18 protein-coding genes are annotated in these 20655 nt (G+C 59.6%); 15 read left to right on the top strand and 3 right to left on the bottom strand.

All coding sequences use genetic code 11. The features are described from left to right. From VIL80_RS05320 to VIL80_RS05250, 15 genes are all read left to right on the top strand, one after another. The coding region (locus VIL80_RS05320) for a nitrilase-related carbon-nitrogen hydrolase (RefSeq protein WP_332035112.1) at nucleotides 1-1113 on the top strand (1113 nt) is incomplete at its 5' end. Between the two features lie 155 nt (nucleotides 1114-1268). Continuing rightward, the gene (locus VIL80_RS05315) at nucleotides 1269-2015 is read left to right on the top strand and encodes a hypothetical protein (RefSeq protein WP_332035111.1); all 747 of its coding nucleotides are present in this window, start codon (nucleotides 1269-1271) and stop codon (nucleotides 2013-2015) included. Between the two features lie 72 nt (nucleotides 2016-2087). Then, a complete protein-coding gene (locus VIL80_RS05310; protein ID WP_332035110.1) occupies nucleotides 2088-3398 on the top strand; it encodes an acyl-CoA dehydrogenase family protein in 1311 nt (436 codons plus the stop codon). Between the two features lie 6 nt (nucleotides 3399-3404). Further along, on the top strand, nucleotides 3405-4847 hold the full coding sequence (locus VIL80_RS05305) for an aldehyde dehydrogenase family protein (RefSeq protein ID WP_332035109.1): 1443 nt from the start codon (nucleotides 3405-3407) through the stop codon (nucleotides 4845-4847). Next, the gene (locus VIL80_RS05300; protein WP_332035108.1) at nucleotides 4844-5689 is read left to right on the top strand and encodes an alpha/beta fold hydrolase; all 846 of its coding nucleotides are present in this window, start codon (nucleotides 4844-4846) and stop codon (nucleotides 5687-5689) included. Before VIL80_RS05305 ends, VIL80_RS05300 begins: the two co-directional genes overlap by 4 nt. Before the next feature lie 51 nt (nucleotides 5690-5740). Next, on the top strand, nucleotides 5741-6349 hold the full coding sequence (locus tag VIL80_RS05295; protein WP_332035107.1) for an isochorismatase family protein: 609 nt from the start codon (nucleotides 5741-5743) through the stop codon (nucleotides 6347-6349). Nucleotides 6350-6400: 51 nt separating this feature from the next. Beyond that, on the top strand, nucleotides 6401-7615 hold the full coding sequence (locus VIL80_RS05290) for an FAD-dependent oxidoreductase (RefSeq protein WP_332035106.1): 1215 nt from the start codon (nucleotides 6401-6403) through the stop codon (nucleotides 7613-7615). A gap of 69 nt (nucleotides 7616-7684) precedes the next feature. Continuing rightward, a complete protein-coding gene (locus tag VIL80_RS05285) occupies nucleotides 7685-8518 on the top strand; it encodes a maleate cis-trans isomerase family protein (protein ID WP_332035105.1) in 834 nt (277 codons plus the stop codon). A gap of 42 nt (nucleotides 8519-8560) precedes the next feature. Continuing rightward, nucleotides 8561-9769: an MFS transporter gene (locus tag VIL80_RS05280; RefSeq protein ID WP_332035104.1), complete on the top strand. Its 1209-nt coding sequence runs from the start codon at nucleotides 8561-8563 to the stop codon at nucleotides 9767-9769. A gap of 73 nt (nucleotides 9770-9842) precedes the next feature. Beyond that, nucleotides 9843-10619 carry a maleate cis-trans isomerase family protein gene (locus VIL80_RS05275; RefSeq protein WP_332035103.1) on the top strand — a complete coding sequence of 259 codons (777 nt, stop codon included), beginning with the start codon at nucleotides 9843-9845 and terminating at the stop codon, nucleotides 10617-10619. 238 nt (nucleotides 10620-10857) lie between these two features. After that, entirely contained in the window at nucleotides 10858-13461 is a 2604-nt protein-coding gene (locus VIL80_RS05270) for a TonB-dependent receptor (protein ID WP_332035102.1), read from the top strand. 148 nt (nucleotides 13462-13609) lie between these two features. Beyond that, nucleotides 13610-14578, top strand: a complete 969-nt coding sequence (locus VIL80_RS05265; RefSeq protein WP_332035101.1) for a hypothetical protein — start codon at nucleotides 13610-13612, stop codon at nucleotides 14576-14578. Between the two features lie 185 nt (nucleotides 14579-14763). Next, nucleotides 14764-15963, top strand: coding sequence for a CaiB/BaiF CoA transferase family protein (locus VIL80_RS05260; RefSeq protein ID WP_332035100.1), 1200 nt, complete (start codon nucleotides 14764-14766; stop codon nucleotides 15961-15963). 17 nt (nucleotides 15964-15980) lie between these two features. Next, entirely contained in the window at nucleotides 15981-16898 is a 918-nt protein-coding gene (locus VIL80_RS05255) for a hydroxymethylglutaryl-CoA lyase (RefSeq protein WP_332035099.1), read from the top strand. 60 nt (nucleotides 16899-16958) lie between these two features. Then, nucleotides 16959-17405: a DUF2141 domain-containing protein gene (locus tag VIL80_RS05250; RefSeq protein WP_332035098.1), complete on the top strand. Its 447-nt coding sequence runs from the start codon at nucleotides 16959-16961 to the stop codon at nucleotides 17403-17405. 44 nt (nucleotides 17406-17449) lie between these two features. Here the strand turns inward: VIL80_RS05250 and VIL80_RS05245 are convergent, their stop codons facing one another. The 3 genes from VIL80_RS05245 to VIL80_RS05235 are packed head-to-tail and all read right to left on the bottom strand — an operon-like array spanning nucleotide 17450 to nucleotide 20648. Further along, a complete protein-coding gene (locus VIL80_RS05245) occupies nucleotides 17450-18922 on the bottom strand; it encodes an aldehyde dehydrogenase family protein (RefSeq protein WP_332035097.1) in 1473 nt (490 codons plus the stop codon). A 13-nt stretch (nucleotides 18923-18935) separates the two neighbouring features. Further along, nucleotides 18936-19802: an isocitrate lyase/PEP mutase family protein gene (locus VIL80_RS05240; RefSeq protein ID WP_332035096.1), complete on the bottom strand. Its 867-nt coding sequence runs from the start codon at nucleotides 19800-19802 to the stop codon at nucleotides 18936-18938. 33 nt (nucleotides 19803-19835) lie between these two features. After that, entirely contained in the window at nucleotides 19836-20648 is an 813-nt protein-coding gene (locus VIL80_RS05235; RefSeq protein ID WP_332035095.1) for a hypothetical protein, read from the bottom strand. Nucleotides 20649-20655: the final 7 nt, after the last annotated feature.

Here is a 20655-nt window from a genome sequence, read left to right as displayed (position 1 = left end):
AACAAGGTGGGTCCGCTGGTGCCTGAGCCGATCCTGGTTCCGGTGAGCGAGGCTACCGGTATCCCGCTGAAGTTCCTCCATGGTGCGGGGGAAAGCCAGATCGTCGCACCGGACGGCACCGTATTGGCCTGTGCCTCCATGGACCAAGAGGAGGTGGTTTTTGCGGATATCGACCCGTCTGAGGCGGATGACAAGTGTCGCGCCGACGGTACCGATGTAATTGCCAGCCGCCGCCCGGAGCTTTACCGGGCGATTTCTGAGGATCCGGCAAACCAGCCTTATCCCCAGTGGAAGGGGGCTGCCGAGCTTGCCGCCGCGCTAGTGGACCCGTTGCTGGGCGGGCGGGAGGGCCTGCGTGAGGCCGCGTCCCTGGTGACCGAGGCCATCGCCGGCGGCGCCGCACTGGTCGCGGTACCGCCGCTGCTGGACGCTGACACCATCGTTACAGACCTGCCGGCGGCGCTGGATTTCGCCGGCGAAGTGGTGGAGACCCTGCGGCAGTGTTGTGGGACTGGGGGTTTCGTCGCCACTTCACTGCCAATGCGCGGTGAGGATGGTGAGCCCCGCTATTGCGCGCTGGTGATCGGTGCCGAGGGCGTGTTGCTGGCCCAGGCACAGGTGCACCGCAGTGTGCGCTTTGCGTGGTCCGCGCCAGTGGATGAATTCAAAACCCTGGAGCTGCCATTCGGCCGTGTTGCCGTGATGACATCCGACGACAGTATCTATCCCGAGAGCTTCCGTTTACTGGCGATGGCCGGGGTGGATACCGCGGTGGTACCGCTGGAACCCATGGAGGCGTGGGAGTTGCGTACCGGTTTGCTGGAACGCTCTGCGGAAAACCGTATTAACCTGCTCGCCGCCGCGATTGGCTCACCGCTGGGGCAGGGGTTTGCCACCGCGCTGCAGCGGGACTTTACCGTGCTGACGCCGTGGCAGGAGCGGCCCTTTGATGGCCTGCTGAGTCAGCCAGAGCTGTACCAGTTGCCCGCCGGAGAGAAATTGCTGGCGGTGACGCTTTACCCCGCGGCGGCCGAAAACAAAGAGGTCTCCCGCAATACCGATCTGGTAACCAATCGCCCGTGGAAATTGTGCGGTCCGATTACTGCGGTTTAACGCCGGGGTGCGCGGGGAGCTTGCTTCCCGCGCCATTGTTTCAATACCTATCCCGGTGAGTTTTTGGATGGTGCCTTATTGAGATTTATCAATGTGGTACCACCGCGACTTGCCGACAATCAGACTCAACAGAATAAATACGTCCGGAGTCCCCTATGAGCGCAGCATCACTGCCGCAGGCACTGGCACAGAAAACCCGCGACCGGGTTATTGAAAAACTCGGGCTCACCGAAATTCCCGGTGACGATGACGGTCCATACATGACCCTGGAAAGTCATGCGCCCATGGCGCAGGGCAAGGTGGGCGAAGTCCGCGTCTATTCCGGTGGTCCGCTGCAGCAGATGATCACCTGTACCATCGTGGTGCCGCAGATCGGTCTCGACTCCCACATGCTATTTGCATTTACCCCCGGTGAGAGCCCGGTGCCGCACTTCACTCTGGATTCCGTGGGCGCTGGCGGCCACTGGGCTTTCCACCTCGACCTGATTCCCCGTGTCGATCTCGGTGCAAACCTCGCCTACATGGATGAGGTCTTCACACCGTTGACGGACGCCTGCAAGGCGGGGCGTGCGATCGACGGTCTCAGTGAGGCGCAGCTCGATCCGCGTCAGCTGGCAGTGATGTCACCCTGGATGCTGGCACACCGGGCGACTGAAGCGGCATTTTCCAATATCGACACTACGGTCGATGCCTATTTGACGCACTGGTTCTCGCTGCTGGAAAAAGGTGTGAGCGAGACGGCCCTGGATGCTGTCGACAGCGCGCGTCTTGCCGAGCGCGATCGTCGCAATCGGGAAATTATTTTTGACCCTGCAGTAGACAAGGTCTGGAACCAGATCGGCGGCCTTATCGGTGCCGAAAACGGTGCCGCATTGCGCGCGCTGTTGAAAAACAATGTTTAAAAAAATCCGGGTCTCACAGGACTGGTGAATTTTTTTCGGTAATGGGTAGGGGATAGCGGGAAGGAGATGGCGATGAAGCTGACCGGTGAAATACTGCTCGAGGATATGAGTGAGGCGGAACGCGCCCGCGCGAAAGTGGTTGAATCTGTACTGCCCGCGGTGCGGGAAGCGGCGCGCGAGGTGGATGCCAGTGCCCAGTTTCATATGCCGCATGTGCGCCATTTCAGCGAGGCGGGACTGCTTGGTTTGATCATTCCCACCGAATACGGTGGGCTCGGCGGCGGCTTGCGGGATCTTGCGGCCGCTTGCTTTGCGCTCGGTTCTGCCTGCCCGTCCACCGCACTTGCGTTCTTTTTCCACTGCAGCGCCGCTTCGCGCGGGCTGCTGGCGATGGAAGCGCTGGAAGCCGGATTGTTCAACGACGAGGAAGCACCGGTGGTGCGGCGGTTTGCCGAGCGTGTGCTTTACGGCATGGGGCGTGACGGTTTCTGGTTTGCGAATTTTGCCAGCGAATCAGTGAAGTCGGAGAAGGCCGCGGTCACCATCAGCACCGAGGCGCGCAAGGTGGACGGCGGTTATCTGCTGAACGGTGTGAAATCCTTTGGTACCGGCACCGGTGTTGCGGACAAATACCTGGTAACCGCGAGCCTTGCCGGTTACGACACGGCAGAAGGGCTCTGCACCTTCTTTGTGGATCGCGATGGTGAAGGTGTGCGCCCGCGTGCACCCTGGGATGCGATTGGCATGCGCGGAACCAGTTCCGGCGGCATCGTGCTGGAAAACTATTTCGTGCCGGATGAACTGGCGCTGGCCATTCCTGGTGGCTTCACCCGCTGTATGCAGATGAGCCGAGGCAGTTTCGTGGGCAACCAGATGGCCGCGGTCTGTGGTTATGCCGGTGCCGCGCATACCGCCTACCAGAATGTGTTGCATCACCTGACCGAGAAAAAATTTGCCGACACCGGCAAGCCTATCGGCACCGCGCCTTATCAGCAGGAGCTGATTGGCAAAATGATGGTGGATCTGCAGACGTCACTCCTCTGGCTGCGTCGTCAGTTACAGCTGGAAACCAGCGAGCCCCCAATTGCCTCCAAGCACGAAGTGATCAAACAGTGGCGCCTGTGCAAGGGCGTGGTCGCGGAGTGTGGTTTCAGTATCGCCGCCAATGCGCTCAAGGCCAGCGGTACCTCCGGCACCATGGGTGACCCCGCACGTTTCCTGCGCGAACTGACCATGGGCATCGTGCAGGCATTTCCCGCCGAGCGCGGCCGTTTGATGGCGGCGCAGATGGAAGTGGAAGGCGCTGAGCAGAGCCTGTTTGGCGTTGCAGATAAAGCTGCGGAGAAAAGCCCAGCATCAACTGCAGAAAAAGAGCCGGGCTGAGCCAATATGGAAAATACAAAGATGCTGATCGGCGGCGACGCGGTATCTGCGGCAAGTGGTGCCACGTTTGAGGTTACCGCTCCGGCGAGCGGGGCGGTGCTGGGGCAGGTGCCGCGCGCCGGCGCCACCGATGTAGACCGTGCGGTAAGAGCCGCGGCTCGCGGCTTCGACGATTGGTATCGGTTGCGTCCGGCGGAACGGGAAGCAGCGCTATTGCGAGCAGCAGAGCTGGTAGCCAGGGAAGGGCACGAGCGTTTTCTGGATACCCTGATCGACGAAAGCGGCTCCACCGTTACCAAGGCGCGCGGCGAGATCGCCTATACCGTAGATCTTTTGCGCACCGCTGCTGGCGAGGCGCGCCGGCTGTATGGGGAGACATTTCCCAACGATGACCCGCGCCGCATTTCCATGGTTATCCGCGAGCCACTTGGCGTGGTTGCGGTGGTCTCTCCTTACAACGCACCGCTGTCACTGCTTACAAAAATGTGTGCCTTTCCGCTGGCCGCCGGCAACAGCCTGGTGATCAAGCCTTCGGAAGAAACTCCGCTGACGGCGCTGGCATTCGGCCGTTTACTGCTGGATGCCGGTGTGCCTCCGGCGGCGGTGAGTGTGGTCACCGGATTCGGTGCCGAGTGCGGCGCGGAGCTGATCAATCACCCCGGCGTGCGCTGTATTGCGCTCACCGGTTCCACCAATACCGGTATCGCAGTGGGGCAGTCGGCGTTGGGCCGTATGCGCCGCATGCAGCTGGAGCTCGGCGGCAAGAGTGCACTGCTGGTGTTGCGGGACGCGGATCCACAACAGGCCGCGAAGATCGCCGCCCAGGGCATATTTACCCACGCCGGCCAGATCTGTATGGCGAACTCGCGCATTGTGGTCGAGCGGGAAATTTACCAGCCGTTTATTGCCGCGCTGAAGGCGGAGGCGGAGTCCCTTTATCTCGGTGATCTGCGCGATGAGCGCACCGTCTACGGCCCGCTGATCAATGCACGCGCGGTAGAAAAAGTACTGGAACACGTGCGCGAGGCGGTTGCCGGGGGCGCAGAGCTGCTCACCGGAGGTGAGTTGCAGCAGGGTTTGGTGGTAAAGCCGACCGTATTGCTGGAGCCGCCCCGTACCTGTAGCGCCTGGCGCGAGGAAAGCTTCGGCCCGGTGACCAGTGTTGTGGCGGCCGACGATCTCGAGCAGGCCATCGAACTTGCTAACGACAGCGAATACGGTCTCTCCGCGGCAGTGCTGACCCACAACTTGCAGTGGGGGTTGCACGCGGCCCGGCGCATCGCGTCCGGTGCGGTGCACATCGGCATGCACGCGTTTCAGAGTAACGCGCTGGCGCCCATTGGCGGCGTAGGGCTGTCGGGCGTTGGCCGCAGTGGCGGCCATTACAGTACCGAGGAATTTACCGAGGTGAAGTGGATCAGCGCCGACGTCGGGAGCCTGCCGCGGTGAGTGAGCCGGGACAACACGTGATCCGTTGCGGCTATCTCGATGTCGAACTGGGAGGGGAGTTTGCCCAGCTGCATTTTCGCAGTTGTGGTTGCGAAGCATCCCCGCTGCTGCTGTTGCTGCACCAGACCCCCAGTTCGTCGGCGATGTACGTGAGGCTGATGCCGCTGCTCGCGAATGATTTTTTTGTGCTGGCCATCGACACCCCCGGCTTCGGCAGCAGTGATCCGCTTCCGGCAACTTTTCCCGGTGGGATCTCCATCGCCGGCTTTGCCGATGCCATCTATCGCGCAGTGAGTTCGAAATTCGATCGCCCGGCGCTGGTATTCGGCCACCATACCGGTGCCGCGATTGCCGTACAGCTCGCGTTTGATCAGCCCGCATTTGTGCGTGCACTGGCGCTGAGTGGTCCGACCTTGTTGACCGACGAACAAAAGGCTGCGCTGCCAAGGGCAGCACAGACCTTAGCTGTGAATGCAGAAGGTACCCATTGGCAGCAGATGTGGCAGCGCTTGCGGGCGAAAGATCCGCAGGCAGAGCTCTCCCTCAGCCTGCGAGAGGCACTGTTGGCGTTTGCCTGTGGCGACTATTACGAAGCTTCGTACCGCGCAGTGGTGGAGCAGGATGTGGCGGCGCAAATGGCGACGATCCAGTGCCCGGCGCTGGTGTTTGCCGGTGGCCAGGATGTTTTGAGTTCCGCGGTATCTCCCTCGGTACGGTTGTTGGCAGAGGGGAGGGCCGCAGCTTTGCCCCAAGACGCAGGCACTTATGTGTGCGACCGCCAACCCGCTGCCGTCGCCAATCTTTTGCGACCATTTTTTCTCGACGTTGTCGCCGCATGCTGACGGTGTTGTGGTCCCTACCAAATACATGAACAAGCAAGGTATCGGTTAAGCATGGATCTGGAACGAAAAAGTCTCGGTCTCGGTAAAAAGCCGGCGCTGTTGCTGGTGGATATGGTGGTGGGATTTACCAGTAGTCGTTGCCCACTGGGTACCGATTGCCCGGATGTAGTCGAAGCCAACCGCGTATTGCTGGAGCGCTTCCGCGACCTCGGGCTGCCGGTGGTGTTTACCACCGTGGTCTATCACCACGACGGCGAAGCGCGTGTGTTTCGCGACCGCATCCAGCATCTCAATCTGCTTACACCGGATTCCGAATGGGTGCAGATTGATCCGAGGCTGGCACCGCGCGACGGGGAGCCGGTCATCAGCAAGCAGTGGGCGAGCAGTTTCCATCGCACCAACCTTGACGACTGGCTGCGCGGGCAGGGCGTGGACTCACTGGTGGTGACCGGGCTGACTACCAGTGGCTGTGTGCGCGCCACCGTGGTGGATGGCCTGCAGTACGACTACCCGGTAGTGGTGCCGCGGGAGGCGGTAGGCGACCGCAATCCGGAGGCACACAAGGCCAACCTGTTCGACATGCATGCAAAGTATGCCGACGTGATGGCACTGTCCCAGGTTCTCGAATTATTACCGGAACCCCGGCCCGAGACGGCGTGAGCCGCCCGCAGCCGGCAATCGAAAACAAAAATCAGATATTGGCGAGTGGTTATGTCTACACAGCAACCCGTGATCATCGCCGGCGCCGGCCCCAGTGGCTGTGTGCTGGCCCTGTCGCTGGCCAAGCAGGGTATTCCTGTGCGGCTGCTGGAAAAATGCGACCGTCTACCCATCGACCTGCGGGCGTCCACATTTCACCCGCCGTCCCTGGAAATGATTGCGGACCTCGGTGACGGCATCATCGGAAAAATGCTGGAGCGGGGGCTCAAGGCCGATCGCTACCAGTATCGGGATCGCAGCACCGGTGAGGTGGCGACCTTCGACATGTCCCTGATCGCCGACGAAACCCGCTTTCCGTTTCGCCTGCAGCTGGAACAGTACGAACTCACCCAGTTTGTCTGCGAGGCGTTGCAGGCTTATTCCTGTGCGGAAGTGCGCTTCGGTTGTGAACTCGTGGACTATGAGCAGGATGCCGATGGCGTGACGGCAATTGTGCGCAATGCCGATGGCGAAGAGCGGCTCTCTGGTTGCTACCTGGTCGGCGCTGAGGGTGCGCGCAGTGTGGTGCGCAAGAAATCCGACATCGGCTTTATGGGATTTACCTACGACGAAAAGTTTCTCGTGGTCAGCACCAGCTTTCCGTTTGAGCAGGTATTCGAGGATTTTTCCTGGGTGAACTATGTGTCCGACCCGGAAGAGTGGTGCGTGATCCTGCGTACCGACAAGCTCTGGCGTGTGCTGGTACCGGTGTTCCCGGCCAGTACCGAAGAGGAAGCTTACTACCTGTCCGACGAGTTTGTGCAGTCGCGCCTGAAGCGCCTGCACGACCGCGGTGTCGATTACGACATTCACCATCGCAGTATCTACGCCGTCAACCAGCGCGTGGCGGAAACCTACGTCCAGGGGCGTGCGCTGCTGGTGGGCGATGCCTGCCATATCAACAATCCGCTGGGCGGTATGGGCATGAACGGCGGCTTGCACGATGCCTTTAACCTGGCGGACAAGCTGATCCAGGTGCTGTTGAACGATGCAGACCCGCAGGCGGCGTTTGCAGTGTACGACCGCCAGCGTCGCGGTCTCGCGGTGCAGTTTGTGCAGCGCCACACCATCGAAAACAAAAAACTGATGGAGGCCCGCGACCCGGATGTGCAGCGCAAGCGCCAGCAGATGCTGATGGAAACCGCTGCCGACCCTGAGCGTGCGCGTGCCTTCCTGCTGGAGCGTTCGATGATCAATTGCGTGCGCGAGAGTCTGGCGGTCCAGTAAGGCTCCCGCGAATTCTTACTTGCAGTGGAAAAATCCGTTATTCGGCCATCGGCCCGGAGAGAAACCGAAATGCCATTTCCAACCCAGATCGATCTGTCGAAAACCCGTGAGCGGTCGCAGCTGACCAACGGCCATCGGGATAACTATATCGGCCATCGCGCCAAGATTGGGGTGGTGATTCCCTCCACCAACACCTCGGTGGAATACGATTGCCAGCGCCTGCTGCCGCGCGGCGTCACCTGGCACACCACCCGCTTCATGATCGACCACCCGGACCTCAGTGACGACGCCAACTTCATGCGCTTCCTCGAGCGGCTGCGTGAAACCATCGGCGACTCCATCGAGAGCCTGATGACCTGCAAGCCCGACCACGTGATGATGGGCATGTCCGCGGAAACCTTCTGGGGCGGCATCAAGGGTAACGACGGTTTCGTCGACCGCATCCAGGAGTTGGTGGGGGAGGGCACAGGGCTGACCACCGGCGCCAATGCGGTTATTTCCGCGCTGGAGGCGCTGGGTGTACCGGAACATTCGGGTAAGACACTGTCCATCCTCACCCCGTACCAGCCGGTCGGGGACAAGAACGTGCGGCTGTTTTTTGAAGATGCCGGCTACCGCATCAAGCACCTGGTAGGTCTGCGCTGTGCCAATGCCCACGATGCCATCGCGCTGGTACCGGAGCCGCAGGTGCTGGATATCGTGCGCGAGATTGACGGTGACGACGTGGATGCCATCGTGCAGGTGGGTACCAATCTCTCCACCCTCGGGGTGTTCCCGGCGATGGAAAAAATGCTGCAGAAGCCGGTGTTGCCGATCAACGTGGCGACCTGCTGGCACGCGCTGCGCAGCTGCGGAATCCAAGATCGTTTTGACAATATGGGCTGGCTGCTGGAAGAGCACTGAGCCAGATCCCTGTATTAACCATCGCCAGGAGGCGAAGCGACCATGATGATCGCGGTATTTATCGTTCTGCTGGACATGATTGGTTTTGCCATCATGTTGCCGATCCTGGCCTATTACGCATTGCAGCTGGGTGCCAGCCCCGGTATGGCGACCTTCTGCATGGCGCTCTACGTGATCGGCATGTTTTTCTCGACCCCGGTGTGGGGGCGGCTCAGCGACCGCTTCGGGCGCAAACCGATCCTGATGATCAGCCTTGCGGGCGCAGTACTTGGCTATGTGCTGCTCGGCTTTGCCAATGCCGTCTGGATGGTGGCGGTCTCGCGACTGTTCAGCGGGTTGATGGCCGGCAACCTGTCGGTGGCACAGGCCTACGTGGCCGATGTCACCACCGAGCAGGACCGGGCCAAGGCCATGGGAATGCTCGGTGCGGCCTTCGGTATCAGCTTTATCGTGGGGCCTGCGTTGGGTGGCTATCTGGCCGGTGACAGTTTTGCCGATGCCAATCTACAGTTGCCGGCGATGGTTTCCGGGCTGTTGTCGCTGGCGGCGTTACTGGTGGTGGTGTTCTTCCTGAAGGAAAGCCTGCCCGGTGGTGCAGAAAACCCGCGGTCGGCGCCGTCCACAAAAGAAGTCCTTTCCTGGATCGGATGCCGGCGCAGCCTGTGCCTGTTGCTGGCGGCAGTGCTGGTCTACAACCTGGCGGCGGGGTTTGTCGAATCCGTATTCCCCATCTGGGCCGACGCCACCAATATCGCCCATGGTCCCAAAGACCTGGTGCCGGTACTGCTGGCCGCCGGGATTGCCATGGTGATCGTGCAGGGCGGATTGATCGGCCCGTTGACCCGGGCCTTCGGGGAGCGCCGTTTGATGCGTGCCGGCGCGGTGGTGTTCGGGATTTCGGTGATCCTGGTGACGCTTGCCGGCTCGATCGCCAGTGTGCCAGCAGTGGCCGCGGCACTGGTGGCGCAAGCCATTGGCGCCGCCCTGGTGCTGACCTCGATGCAGTCGCTCACGTCCAAAGAGGCGGTGGCGGGTAACCGCGGAGCGGTGATGGGGGTTTACAATGCCCTGGGAACCCTTGGGCGCGGGGTGGGGACGGCGTTGACCGGCTCCGCGTTCGCTGGAATCGGGGTGCATTCCCCTTACTATCTCGGTGCCGCCCTGATGGGGCTGCTGCTGTTCATCGCCCTTATGCTGCGGGCCCCGCAGGGGGAAACCGCTGCTCCGGTCGCTTCCTCGGCGGCCACCTGAGATTCTTGATTTTTGTCATGCCGGCCGCTTCGAGCGGCCGGTATAACTTCCGGAAGTTCATCCGGGAGTCTTTATGGACAACTATCAGATCGCCCGCCGAGCGCAGATCGGCGTAATCATTCCTTCCACCAACACCGGGGTCGAATACGACCTGCAGCAGATACGCCTCGATGGCGTTACCTGGCATCCCTCCCGCTTCTGGATCGAGTTGCGCAACTGGTCCGACGAAATGTCCCGCAGCGGCGACGATGAGAACACCGTGTTCGAGCGCTTCCTCGAAATCATGCGCGGAGAGATTCCTGTATCAATTCGTAACATCCTTTCGGCCAAGGTCTCCCACATCATGCTGGGCATGTCCGCGGAAACCTTCTGGGGCGGCCTTGAGGGCAATATCGCCTTCGAACAGGAGATTCGTGACCAGATTGGCGATCTCGGACTCACTACCGGCGCCGGTGCGACCAAGGACGCGCTGAACTGCTTCGGGGCCAAGCGCATCTCGGTGATCACGCCCTATCCGCAGGTAGGGGACGACAATGTGCGCCGATTCTTCTCTGATATCGGTTTCGAAGTGGTCAAAGTCAAGGGAATGAACCGGCCGTCAGCCACCGCAATTGCAGAAACCTCGATCCCGGACGTCTTACAAGCAGTGCGGGAAGTCGACGGCGACGACGTCGATGCCATCATCCAATGCGGTACCAACCTCTCCACCATGGATGTATTCCCGACACTGGAACACTGGCTTCAGAAGCCCCTGATACCGATCAATATTGCCACCGTATGGCATGCGTTGCGGGCCTGTGGCATTCAGGATCGGATCACCGGAAAGGGCCGCTTGCTCGAAGAATTCTGAGCAACGGTGCGCAAAATTGGTGAGCGAAAGCTAAAAAAAGGGCCATAACGGGGCGGTTTACGCAGCAGATTTATTTTTGGATCAGCATCCTCAAAAAAGTGTTGAAAAGATATAAAAGTATAACATAATGACTTTTAAGCGAGCCCTGCCCAGTGCTCGCGATTGGATGGCTGATCAAAAGCTGTATCAGATTTGCCAGGTGACAAGCGGTATCCGAATAAAAATTATTGGAGGGGCCATGTTTAGTAGAAATCAACTCTCTCTCGCTGTCGCCACCTGCGTTGCTGTGCAGGGCGCTGTGGCACAAAGTGAACATAATCGAGAGGTCGAAGCCCTACGAGGTGATGACTTTGCCATTGAAGAAGTGGTGGTGACGGCGCGTAAGCGTGAAGAGTCACTGCAGACTGTGCCGATTGCGGTAGACGTACTGACCGCAGCACAGCTGGAAGAAAAAGGCATCGGCGCGCTGGAAGGTGTTGCGCGCTATACCCCGGGTCTCACTTATGAGACCGGGCTCTATACCAGCGATACGCGCATTAGTCTGCGCGGTCTGACAAATACCCGCGGACGCTCTAACGTGGCGTTGCTGGTTGATGGTGTGGATGTGTCTTCTGAATCCCTGACCGTTGGTGGTAGCGGCGCGGGTCCGAACCTGGATCTGTTTGATCTGGAGCGGGTGGAAGTGGTCAAGGGGCCGCAAAGTGCCGTCTATGGCCGTTCCGCTTTCTCCGGTGCCGTCAATTACGTAACCAAGCGCCCGGGCGACACGCCTGAGAGCAAAGTTGCGGCGGATATGACCGAGTACGGTTTCAGCAAGCTTCAGGCCAGCACCAGCCAGCCGATTATTCCGGGTGTGCTTGCAGCTTCTGTCAGCGTTGCGAAAACCGACTTCGACGGCTTTTACGATAATCCGAATACCGGTGGTGACCTGGGGACAATTGATTCCTCGGGGATTGCTACCGCCGTTAACTGGACTCCGACGGATAATTTTTCTGCGTTCTGGCGCGGCGAGTACAGCGAGGCGGAATACGGCCAGCGCCCCATCGTTCAGCGTCAATCTGTCTTACATACTGGCTCCGCGCCGTTTGATTTCTCCCTGCTGGGTTCCGTTGGCCCGAACGCGGAAGTGCGTCCGATTCCAGGTAGCGGCAGCACCGCAGAAGACTGTGCGAACGCTGCCCCCTACGGCTACCTTGTCGGCCAGCAGGTTACTTGCGGCGCGGTACTGGTAGGTGAAATGGGGAGCGCCAAAGAGAGCGAGATTGACCTGTCGCCAAACCCGCTAACCGGAAAAGATTTCCCCGGTACCGAAATGCGCGGTGTGCGTTCTTCTCTCGAACTCAAATACAACATCAATGAAGTTGAGTTGGTGTCGCTCACCGGTATGCACTACAACGATTCGCGCACCCAGGTCGATTTCGACCGCACGAATTTTACCCTTGAGTCCCTGGGTCCGGGCTCCGGAATGTTTGTACCGCCGGGCTACCCAGGTGAGTTTACCCAGTACGGGGTTAACTCCAACAGTGATACCAGCTTCGACATGAAGCAGTTCAGCCAGGAATTCCGTATTTCCGGTGTGAGTGGCGATCTGGAATGGTTGGCCAGCGCGCTGTACTGGACCGAATCCATGGATGCCGTCATGAACCAGCAGTGGTGGTTGCGTGACGGTGTCGACAAGGAGTTCTGGGATGCGTTTATGGACCAGTACATGGGCGGGTTCGGTATGGTGGATCACCGCACCTCACCGGTTCCATTGCCCATTCCCATGACCCGCGATACTGACCACACCTCTGTGGCATTCTCCATGATCTATAACCTATCCGACGACTGGCGCGTGACCGCGGAAGGGCGCTATCTCGAAGAGGATATCGACTATAGGAGTCTCCCGCTGAGTACCCAGTTCAATGGCTTTATGGGTATTCCATATTTCGATCCGGTCACGTTCATGCCGGCCACGCCCGAATACCAAACCTATTCCCGCACTGACAGTGCCTTTGTGCCAAGGTTGAGCCTTGACTGGCAGGCGGCGGATAACCTGATGCTTTACGCTTCTTTGGCGGAAGGTTTCAAGCCCGGTGGCATGTCCACTAACGATGGTGACGGCATCATCACCACCGGTGAGTACAAGCCGGAAGAGCTGGTAGTGTATGAAACCGGCTTCAAGAGCAATGTGCTGTCGAACCGCCTGCAGTTGAATGGTTCAGCGTATTTCTACGATTACACCAATCAGCAGATTTCCCACTTCGTCACCGATCCAGCGACAGGCACCACCAATACCGTGGTTACGAATGCCGGTGCCAGTTCGATGCGCGGAGTTGAACTGAGTGCGGTTTACCGGCCTTCCATCAACTGGACTTTCCTGGCCAGTTACGTGTTGAGCGATACCCAGGTGGACGACTACACCATCGCCGATGTGGGCCGTCCGGGCACCCTCGACAAACTCTGGACCGGCACAGAAGACGGTGATTATTCGGGCCTGCAGTTCCCGAACTCCGCCAAGCACTCCGGGTTGCTGTCGATTCGCTACGATGGTGAGTTTGCCAACGGCGCCGGCTACTTTACCGAGCTGTTGGGTACCTACGAGTCCGAGCGTTATATCGATCGTGGCAACAATGCCTGGCTGCCGGAGTACTGGCTGGTGGACTTCCAGGGTGGCGTAAGCTTTGACAAGCTGAATGTCATTCTGTACGTCAACAACCTGCTGGACGATGACAAGGTGAAGTCCGGATTGAGCAACGTCAACTACGGTTTTCTTCCGGGTGGAGCCTTTACTCCGGAAGCAAGTGAGTTGATCCTGCCCGAACCGCGTACTGCCGGTCTGCGCGTCAGCTACAACTTCTGATGCAAGATGAAACGCCCGCGACCTTGTGTCGCGGGCGTTTCAGCGCTACAAAGAGAGTCTGCCGTAACGGCTGTGTTCCAACACTTGCCGTTCGTAGAGTGAATCTAACCGCAGTAAATATAAGCAGTAATAATAAGAGGTAGCTGCAATGACCGTCGCCGCGATTGAGTCTCCTTCCAACGCAAAATCCCGCATTTACAGCGCCCCCTACCTTGGGTTACTGGCACTGGTGTGGATCGTGCTGGAGAAAATGACCGCCCATATTTTTCTCGTCACGCTGATCTATGCAGGAATCCCGATGATGATCTCCTACGCCGTGGCGTTTGTGATCGGCCTTCTGGGGATGGTTCTCGTGTGGAAGGGCCTGGAACAGAACGAGGTACGGGGAACCTGGATGGGCTTCGTCGGTGGTTCGCTGATCTGGGTGTTCTGGTTTGAGATGTATCTGCATTTTATCGGTGGGGAAAACAACTTTGCTCTGGCGATGACCGAGGCTGGTCCCCAGTATCTGGTAAAGGATGATCTCGCCGCATTGTTCTCCGGTGACAAATCCATTCCCCGTCCTTATTTTATGGGTGAGCATGTATTCCTGCAGAGCAGCACCTTGTTCTGCTTTATGCTGATGATTTACATGGGGCTGAACAAGGACATCCGCTGTCGCCTTATCCTGTGGGTACGCAAACTGTTCGGCCTGCGCCCGGGCAAGCCCACCACCGGCTATAAGCCACAGTATGCGCGTGTGGCGGCAACCGAGCTGTTCTTCGTCAACTGGTTTATGTACACGCTGATGTTGGCCGTCAATGACGAGCGAATTTTCGGTCTCCACCATGTGGCCAACTATGTCGCCTTTGGCGCAGTTGCAGTGTGGTCGGCCATCATCGTTGCCAAGCAGTTCAAGCAGAAAGAAGCGGGCCTGGCGATACGCTATGCCATCGCCGTGGGTGGTGTCATGTGGTATCTGCCTGAGCAGGCTGTATTGTGGGAAGTGTTCCGCGAACCGTGGGTTTACTATCTCGAATTCCCGGTAACAGCAACGACAATTCTGCTCAGCTACTTTGGTCTGATGTATGTCTTCTGGAAGACGCCGGTAAATCCTGAAACCGGCAAGTCCATCTAATCTTAGATCTTGTGATCTGTGTTTGACCTGTGGTGGCTCGCGCTGCCGCAGGCTTTTTTATTTTTCCCGCCCAAAATTACCTGACTGCAACTCCCGCGCGGAGCTACCACTGCCGCCTTTAAAGTATTAATATTATAACAATAGACCTTTTGTGATCCGATAGTTGACTTTGGAAGGAGCGGCCAATGAACAAGGCTCTGCATGGTATTCGTGTACTGGATCTGACCCACATGCTGTCTGGCCCCTATGGTGCGATGATTCTCGCCGACCTGGGAGCGGACATGATCAAGGTGGAACCACTGGCGGGGGAGGGGACGCGCAAGCTTCTGGCCAATGACCCGGAAAACTCCATCGACGGATTTGGCGCTTACTACCTGACGCTCAACCGCAACAAGCGCAGTGTGGCGCTGAACCTGAAGAGCGAGCGCGGTCGCCAGGTATTTTATGACCTGGTGAAGCAGGCGGATGTGGTCATCAGCAATTTTGGCCCGGGCGTACCCGAGCGGCTGGGTGTTGATTACGACACGCTGAGTCACATCAACCCACGCATTATCACCTGTTGTGTCTCCGGTTTTGGTTCCGACGGCCCCGGCGCCAAGCGCCCGGCGTTCGACCAGGTTGCCCAGGCCTATGGTGGCGGCATGTCGATTACCGGTGATGACCCGGCCAATCCAGTGCGTGCGGGTATCCCGATTGGCGATCTGGGCGGCGGCATGTTTGCGGTGATGGGTATTCTCGCGGCGGTGGCCGAGCGCGCCACCAGCGGTCGCGGCCAGCACGTGGATATTTCCATGGTGGATTGCCAGATTTCCATGCTGAACTATATGGCCACCATGTTCTTCCTCAGCGGCAAGAACCCTTATCCCATCGGCAACGCGCATTTCGTGCATGTGCCCTACAACAGCTATGCGACCAGCGACGGCTTCGTCATCATCGCGGTGATCACCGACAATTTCTGGCAAAACCTGAAGCCGGTGGTAAACGTGCCGGAGTTCGATGATCCCAAGTACGACGGCCAACCGGGGCGTTTTGCCGACAAGGACTTCATCGACGCTAAGCTGGCTGAGGTCTTCGCCACCGATACCACCGATGCGTGGCTGGCGCAGCTGGAGGCGCAGCGTATCCCCTGTGCGCCGATCAACAACCTCGAGCGTGCGCTCAGCGATCCGCAGGTACTGCACCGCAATATGGTGGTGGATATCGCGCACCCCAACGGCAAGACCACCAAGGCACCGGGTAACCCGATCAAACTGTCGCGCACCCACGAAGATTCGTTTTCGCCGGCGCCGCATATCGGCCAGCACACGGACCAGATCCTGAGCGAACTGTGTGGCTATACCCAGGCAGATATCGAAGCGCTCCGGGAAAGTGGCGACGCGGGCTGAACTCAGGAGGCGATAGCATGCGCGAAAAAGTATTGATCAATGATGTGGGCCCGCGGGACGGTCTGCAGAACCAGCCACGGGTACTTTCCGTGGCGCAGCGGGTGCAACTGATTCAGGCGCTGCTCAACGCCGGGGTTCAGTCGGTGGAAGCGGGGGCGTTCGTGTCGCCGAAAGCGGTACCGGCCATGGCTGGCACCGATGAGGTTCTCGCCGGGCTGCCTGCAAACACCGGTGCAGATTTTCAGGTTCTGATTCCGAATATGAAGGGCTACCAGCTGGCGCGCGACGCCGGCGCCAGCACCGTGGTGCTGGTGGTATGTGCCAGCGAGACCATGAACCAGCGCAACGTGCGTATGGCGATTGAGGAATCGTTACTGCAGGCGCGGGAAATCTGCGCCGCTGCACGTGTCGATGGCGTGCGTGTGGTGGCCTGTATCGCGGTCGCCTGGCGCTGTCCTTTTGAGGGTGCGACCGATCCGGTCAGGGTACTGGATCTCGCCGGGCGCTTGTTTGCGATGGGCGCGGATGATGTGAACATCGCCGATACCATCGGCGCGGCGAATCCCAGGGCGGTAGCGCAGTTGATGGGAGCGTTGGCGCGGGAGTACAGTGCGGCAAGGCTGGCCTGTCACTTCCACGATACCCGCGCCTTCGGGGTGGCCAACGTCTACGCCGCGCTCGAAGCGGGAATCCGCAAGTTCGACAGCTCGGTGGGCGGCATTGGCGGTTGCCCGTTCGCGCCGGGGGCCACTGGAAACGTGGCCAGTGAAGATGTGGTGATGTTGCTGGAGCAGATGGGCTTCGATACCGGGATTGATCTGCCGGCACTGATGTCTGTGGGTCAATTGGTCGGAGAGATGCTGGGCACATCTAGCGGCGGTCGGGCGGATGCCTGGCGCCGGTTGCAGCTGGAAAAACAGGCGCCGCTCATCTGATTGCGCGAATTGTGCGTATCAAGTGGGCCGCCATTTCTCGACCTCAAGGAGAGCTGACCGATGATCAATCCATGGCTTCGTTTCTGTCGCACGGCACTACTGGTTTTCACCTCTGGAGTGGCGTTGGCCAGCGCGGAAACCGCGAACGTCAAACTGACCGTATCCAATATCCATTCCCAGGTGGGGAAGCTGTACATTTCTGTGTACGACTCAAAAGACACCTTCCTCGGTGACAGCAAGTTTTATGCGGAGGAGGTGGGTCTTGAAAATCTCAAGGATGGGAAGCTCGAGGTGGGGCTGAGCCTGCCCTATGGCCAGTACGCCATCAGCGTACACCACGACAACAATGCCAATGGCAAAATGGATCGCAATTTCGTCGGCATTCCCAAGGAGCCGGTAGGGCTGTCCAACGGCCATGTGCCCCGTTTCGGGCCGCCGAAGTTTTCCAAGGCGGTGATCGAAATCGCACAGCCGGAACAGCTGGAAGAAATCGCGCTGATTGATTGATTGGGCTCGGAAGTCTCCAGGCCAATACGAGCGAAGAGGGGGCGTTAACGCCCCCCAAGCAGATCCTGTGGTGAAACGCCAATTACCCGCGCCCCGGTAAAGAACTCGATCGACTGGGCGTGACCTTCCTCTCCCAGGCCAGACAGCCCCCAGGCACTACGCGGTGTTCCCTCGCCGATACTCAGCAGACTGTAGCCGTTGATCTTCACACCACCGGTGCGCATGCGTCGGGCAAACGCGAATGCGCGCGCGGTATTTTCACTGTACACGTAACCCGCAAGACCCAGATCGGTGCCGTTCGCCAGCGCCAGTGCCTCGTCGTCATCGCGGAAACTGTGTACCGCGGCCACCGGCCCGAAAACCTCTTCGCGGGTGTCTTGCGGCTGGCAACCGTCCACCAGTGTCGGCGCCACGAAGTTGCCTTTCAGATCAGGCAGCGGGGTGGAGGAAAGCACGTGTCCGCCACACGCCTTCAGGCGTTCGATATCCGCCAATATCTGTTCGAAATGTCCGCGGTGTACCAGCGGTCCCATATCACTCGCTTCGTCGAGGGAGTGGCCGAGGCGGAAGCCGGACAGCAGGCTCAGCACCTTGTCGAGCAGTGCGTCTTTCACCGCTTCGTGCACCAGCAGGCGACCGAGTGCGCGGCACCACTGGCCGTTCAGGTTGGTGAGGCCGTAGACGATACCGGTGGCAGCCTTGTCCAGGTCGGCGTCTTCGAAAACCACCAGCTGGTTGTTGCCGCCGAGTTCCAGTTGGGTGGGAATAAAGTCGGCGGCACAGGCGCGAGCAATGGCGCGGCCGCCAGCCAGTCCGCCGGTGAAGGAGACCGCCTTGATACGCGGGTCTTCCACCATTTTTCCCCCGACACTGCGATCACCCAGGGTCAGCTGGAATGCGCCCTCGGGTAGGCCTGCGCGATGTGCCGCGCGCGCCATCATGATGGCCGAGTGCGGGGTGAATTCCGACGGCTTGAAAATGCAGGGAGCTCCGGCGGCCAGGGCACTTGCCACCTTGTGCGAACCGATGGCGGTGGGGCCGTTCCAGGGGGCGATCAGCAGTGCCGGTCCCCAGGGGCGTCTCAGGTATTCCACCTCCCCGCAGGGGCCGGGTACCTTGCGATCCAGGTGCCCCTGGCGCAGATAGGCGGCAGCGCCGCGAAATACCAGCGGAAGAATTTTCGCCATCTTGCGGGTGGTGCGGATCACCGCACCGGAGGTAAGGCTGTCCGCAACACTGATGGTTTCCGCGTACTCCTCGCCCGCGAGCTCTTCGGCCATTTTTTCCAGCAGCGCGGCGCGTTTCTGGGCGGGGGTTTCCTCCCAGGTTCCGTCGCTATGGGTCTCGTCTGCCACCTCAAGCGCGGCCGACACCTGGTGCATATCGCTGTTGCGGCGCTCCTGCAGTGGTTCGCCGGTGTTGGCGTCGCAGAGATACTGTCCGCGCTTGATGGCGGGGGCGGCAAAGGCGCCGCCGATGTAATTAGTGAGTTCCGGAAGTGGATAGTCACGGCTCATAAAACGGTACCGATTAATCGAATTGGTATTCTTCGCTCGCCGCCAGCAGTTCGTCAGCGCCGAGCAGGCTATTCACGGCGGTCAGGTCGATCATCTGGTTGCGCAGGCCCTGGACATGGCCGTACTGGCGCAGCTCAGCCAACATTTTCTGGGCGGCGGGGATGAACAGGTGCAACAGGGAGGCGGGGTAGAGGGCGACCCGATAAGCCAGCGCCTGGAGCTCCTCCAGGGTTTGCACCGGAGAGTTTCCGCCTTCCACCAGGTTGTGGATCAGCGGCGTGCGATGGCCAAACCGTTCGCCGATGATCTGCATCTGTGCCACCGTTTTCGGTGCCTCGACAAAGATCGCGTCGGCACCGGCTTCCAGATAGCGCTCGGCTCTTTCCAGCGCGTCTTCGAAACCGTGTACGCCCAGCGCGTCGGTGCGCGCAAAGATCAGCGTGTCACTGCTGTGCCGTGCATCCAGCGCCGCATGGATTTTGCCGACCATTTCCCCGCTGCTGATCACCTGCTTGCCCTGCATATGGCCGCAGCGCTTGGGCATCAGCTGGTCTTCCATCTGCAGGGCCGAGGCCCCGGCGCGCTCGAAGGTGGCGACGGTGCGCTTCACATTGAGGGCGTTGCCGAAGCCGGTATCCATATCCACGATCAGTGGGAGTTCGGTGCGCTCGCGGATCACTGCCACGGATTCTGCGACCTCGGCCGCACTGACCAGCCCCATGTCCGGCCGCCCGAAGCGCGCAAACGACAGGCAGGCTCCGGACAGGAACGCCGCCTCGAAGCCCGCCAGTTCTACCAGCCGGGCGCTGAGCCCATCGTAGATGCCCGGCACCGACAGCACGGTGCCCCTTGCGAGCAATTGGCGCAATGGTTCAGGCATGGCTCGGGCCTCGAAACAGCGGTTGCAGCATGATCAGGAGCGCTCTTCGGCGCACAGGATGCGCACCAGGCGATCCGCCAGCGGTTTACCGACCAGACGTTCGGCAATCGGGTTGGCCGGGTCCAGATGCACGATATTGCGGCGTACAAGCTGGTCGCGCTGTTTCAGTTGCGCGCGTACTTCTGCCGATTCCACCGGTTTTGCCGCGTGCACCAGGCTCAGCCAGTGATCCACATAGGCAAAAATCTTGGGCTCGACCTTGGTGCGGTAGAACTCCAGCGGTACCACACCGGCCAGGGCTACCGGTGAGAGGGAAGAGCGGATAAACGGCATCGCGGCATTGAACGGCTTTATGTCGGCTTCAAACAGATCGTTCTGCAGTTCCATGTAAATGTTGTTCAGCGGCACGAGATATTTCTGCAAGTAGTCCGGGTAGGAAACCGGCTCATAGCGCGGCATCGGGTCGATATAGAAAAACGCCCCCGGCAGGGTGCCGAACGCCATTCCCAGGTGGGGAATGTCCACGCTGTCGTCCATGTAGATCGTCAGGTGGATGTTGGTGAAGGTTTTCTGCGGGGTGCCGATGTTGGAGTGGATTACCCAGTCCACCGGTGACTCGTCGCCGGTGAAGGTGCGCATACGGCCCACATGTTCACCATTCAGGTCGTTGAAGTTGCGCAGGTCTTCGCAGCGAAGGTCTTCTTTCAGCGAAAGGCTGCCCTGGATCATTTCCCAAATGGCATCGCGGGTCGCCATGACTGCGTTGAAGATTTCACTGGTATCGATATGCGTATCACCGCCCAGATGCGCGGCAAATTCTTTGGTCAGGTTTTGTGCGTTTTCCATATCAATA

The sequence above is a fragment of the Microbulbifer sp. genome (genome assembly GCF_036563125.1).
GTDB lineage: Bacteria > Pseudomonadota > Gammaproteobacteria > Pseudomonadales > Cellvibrionaceae > Microbulbifer.
The sequence above is the reverse complement of the archived record's forward strand: the minus strand, read 5'-3'. Positions and strand labels throughout refer to the sequence as shown.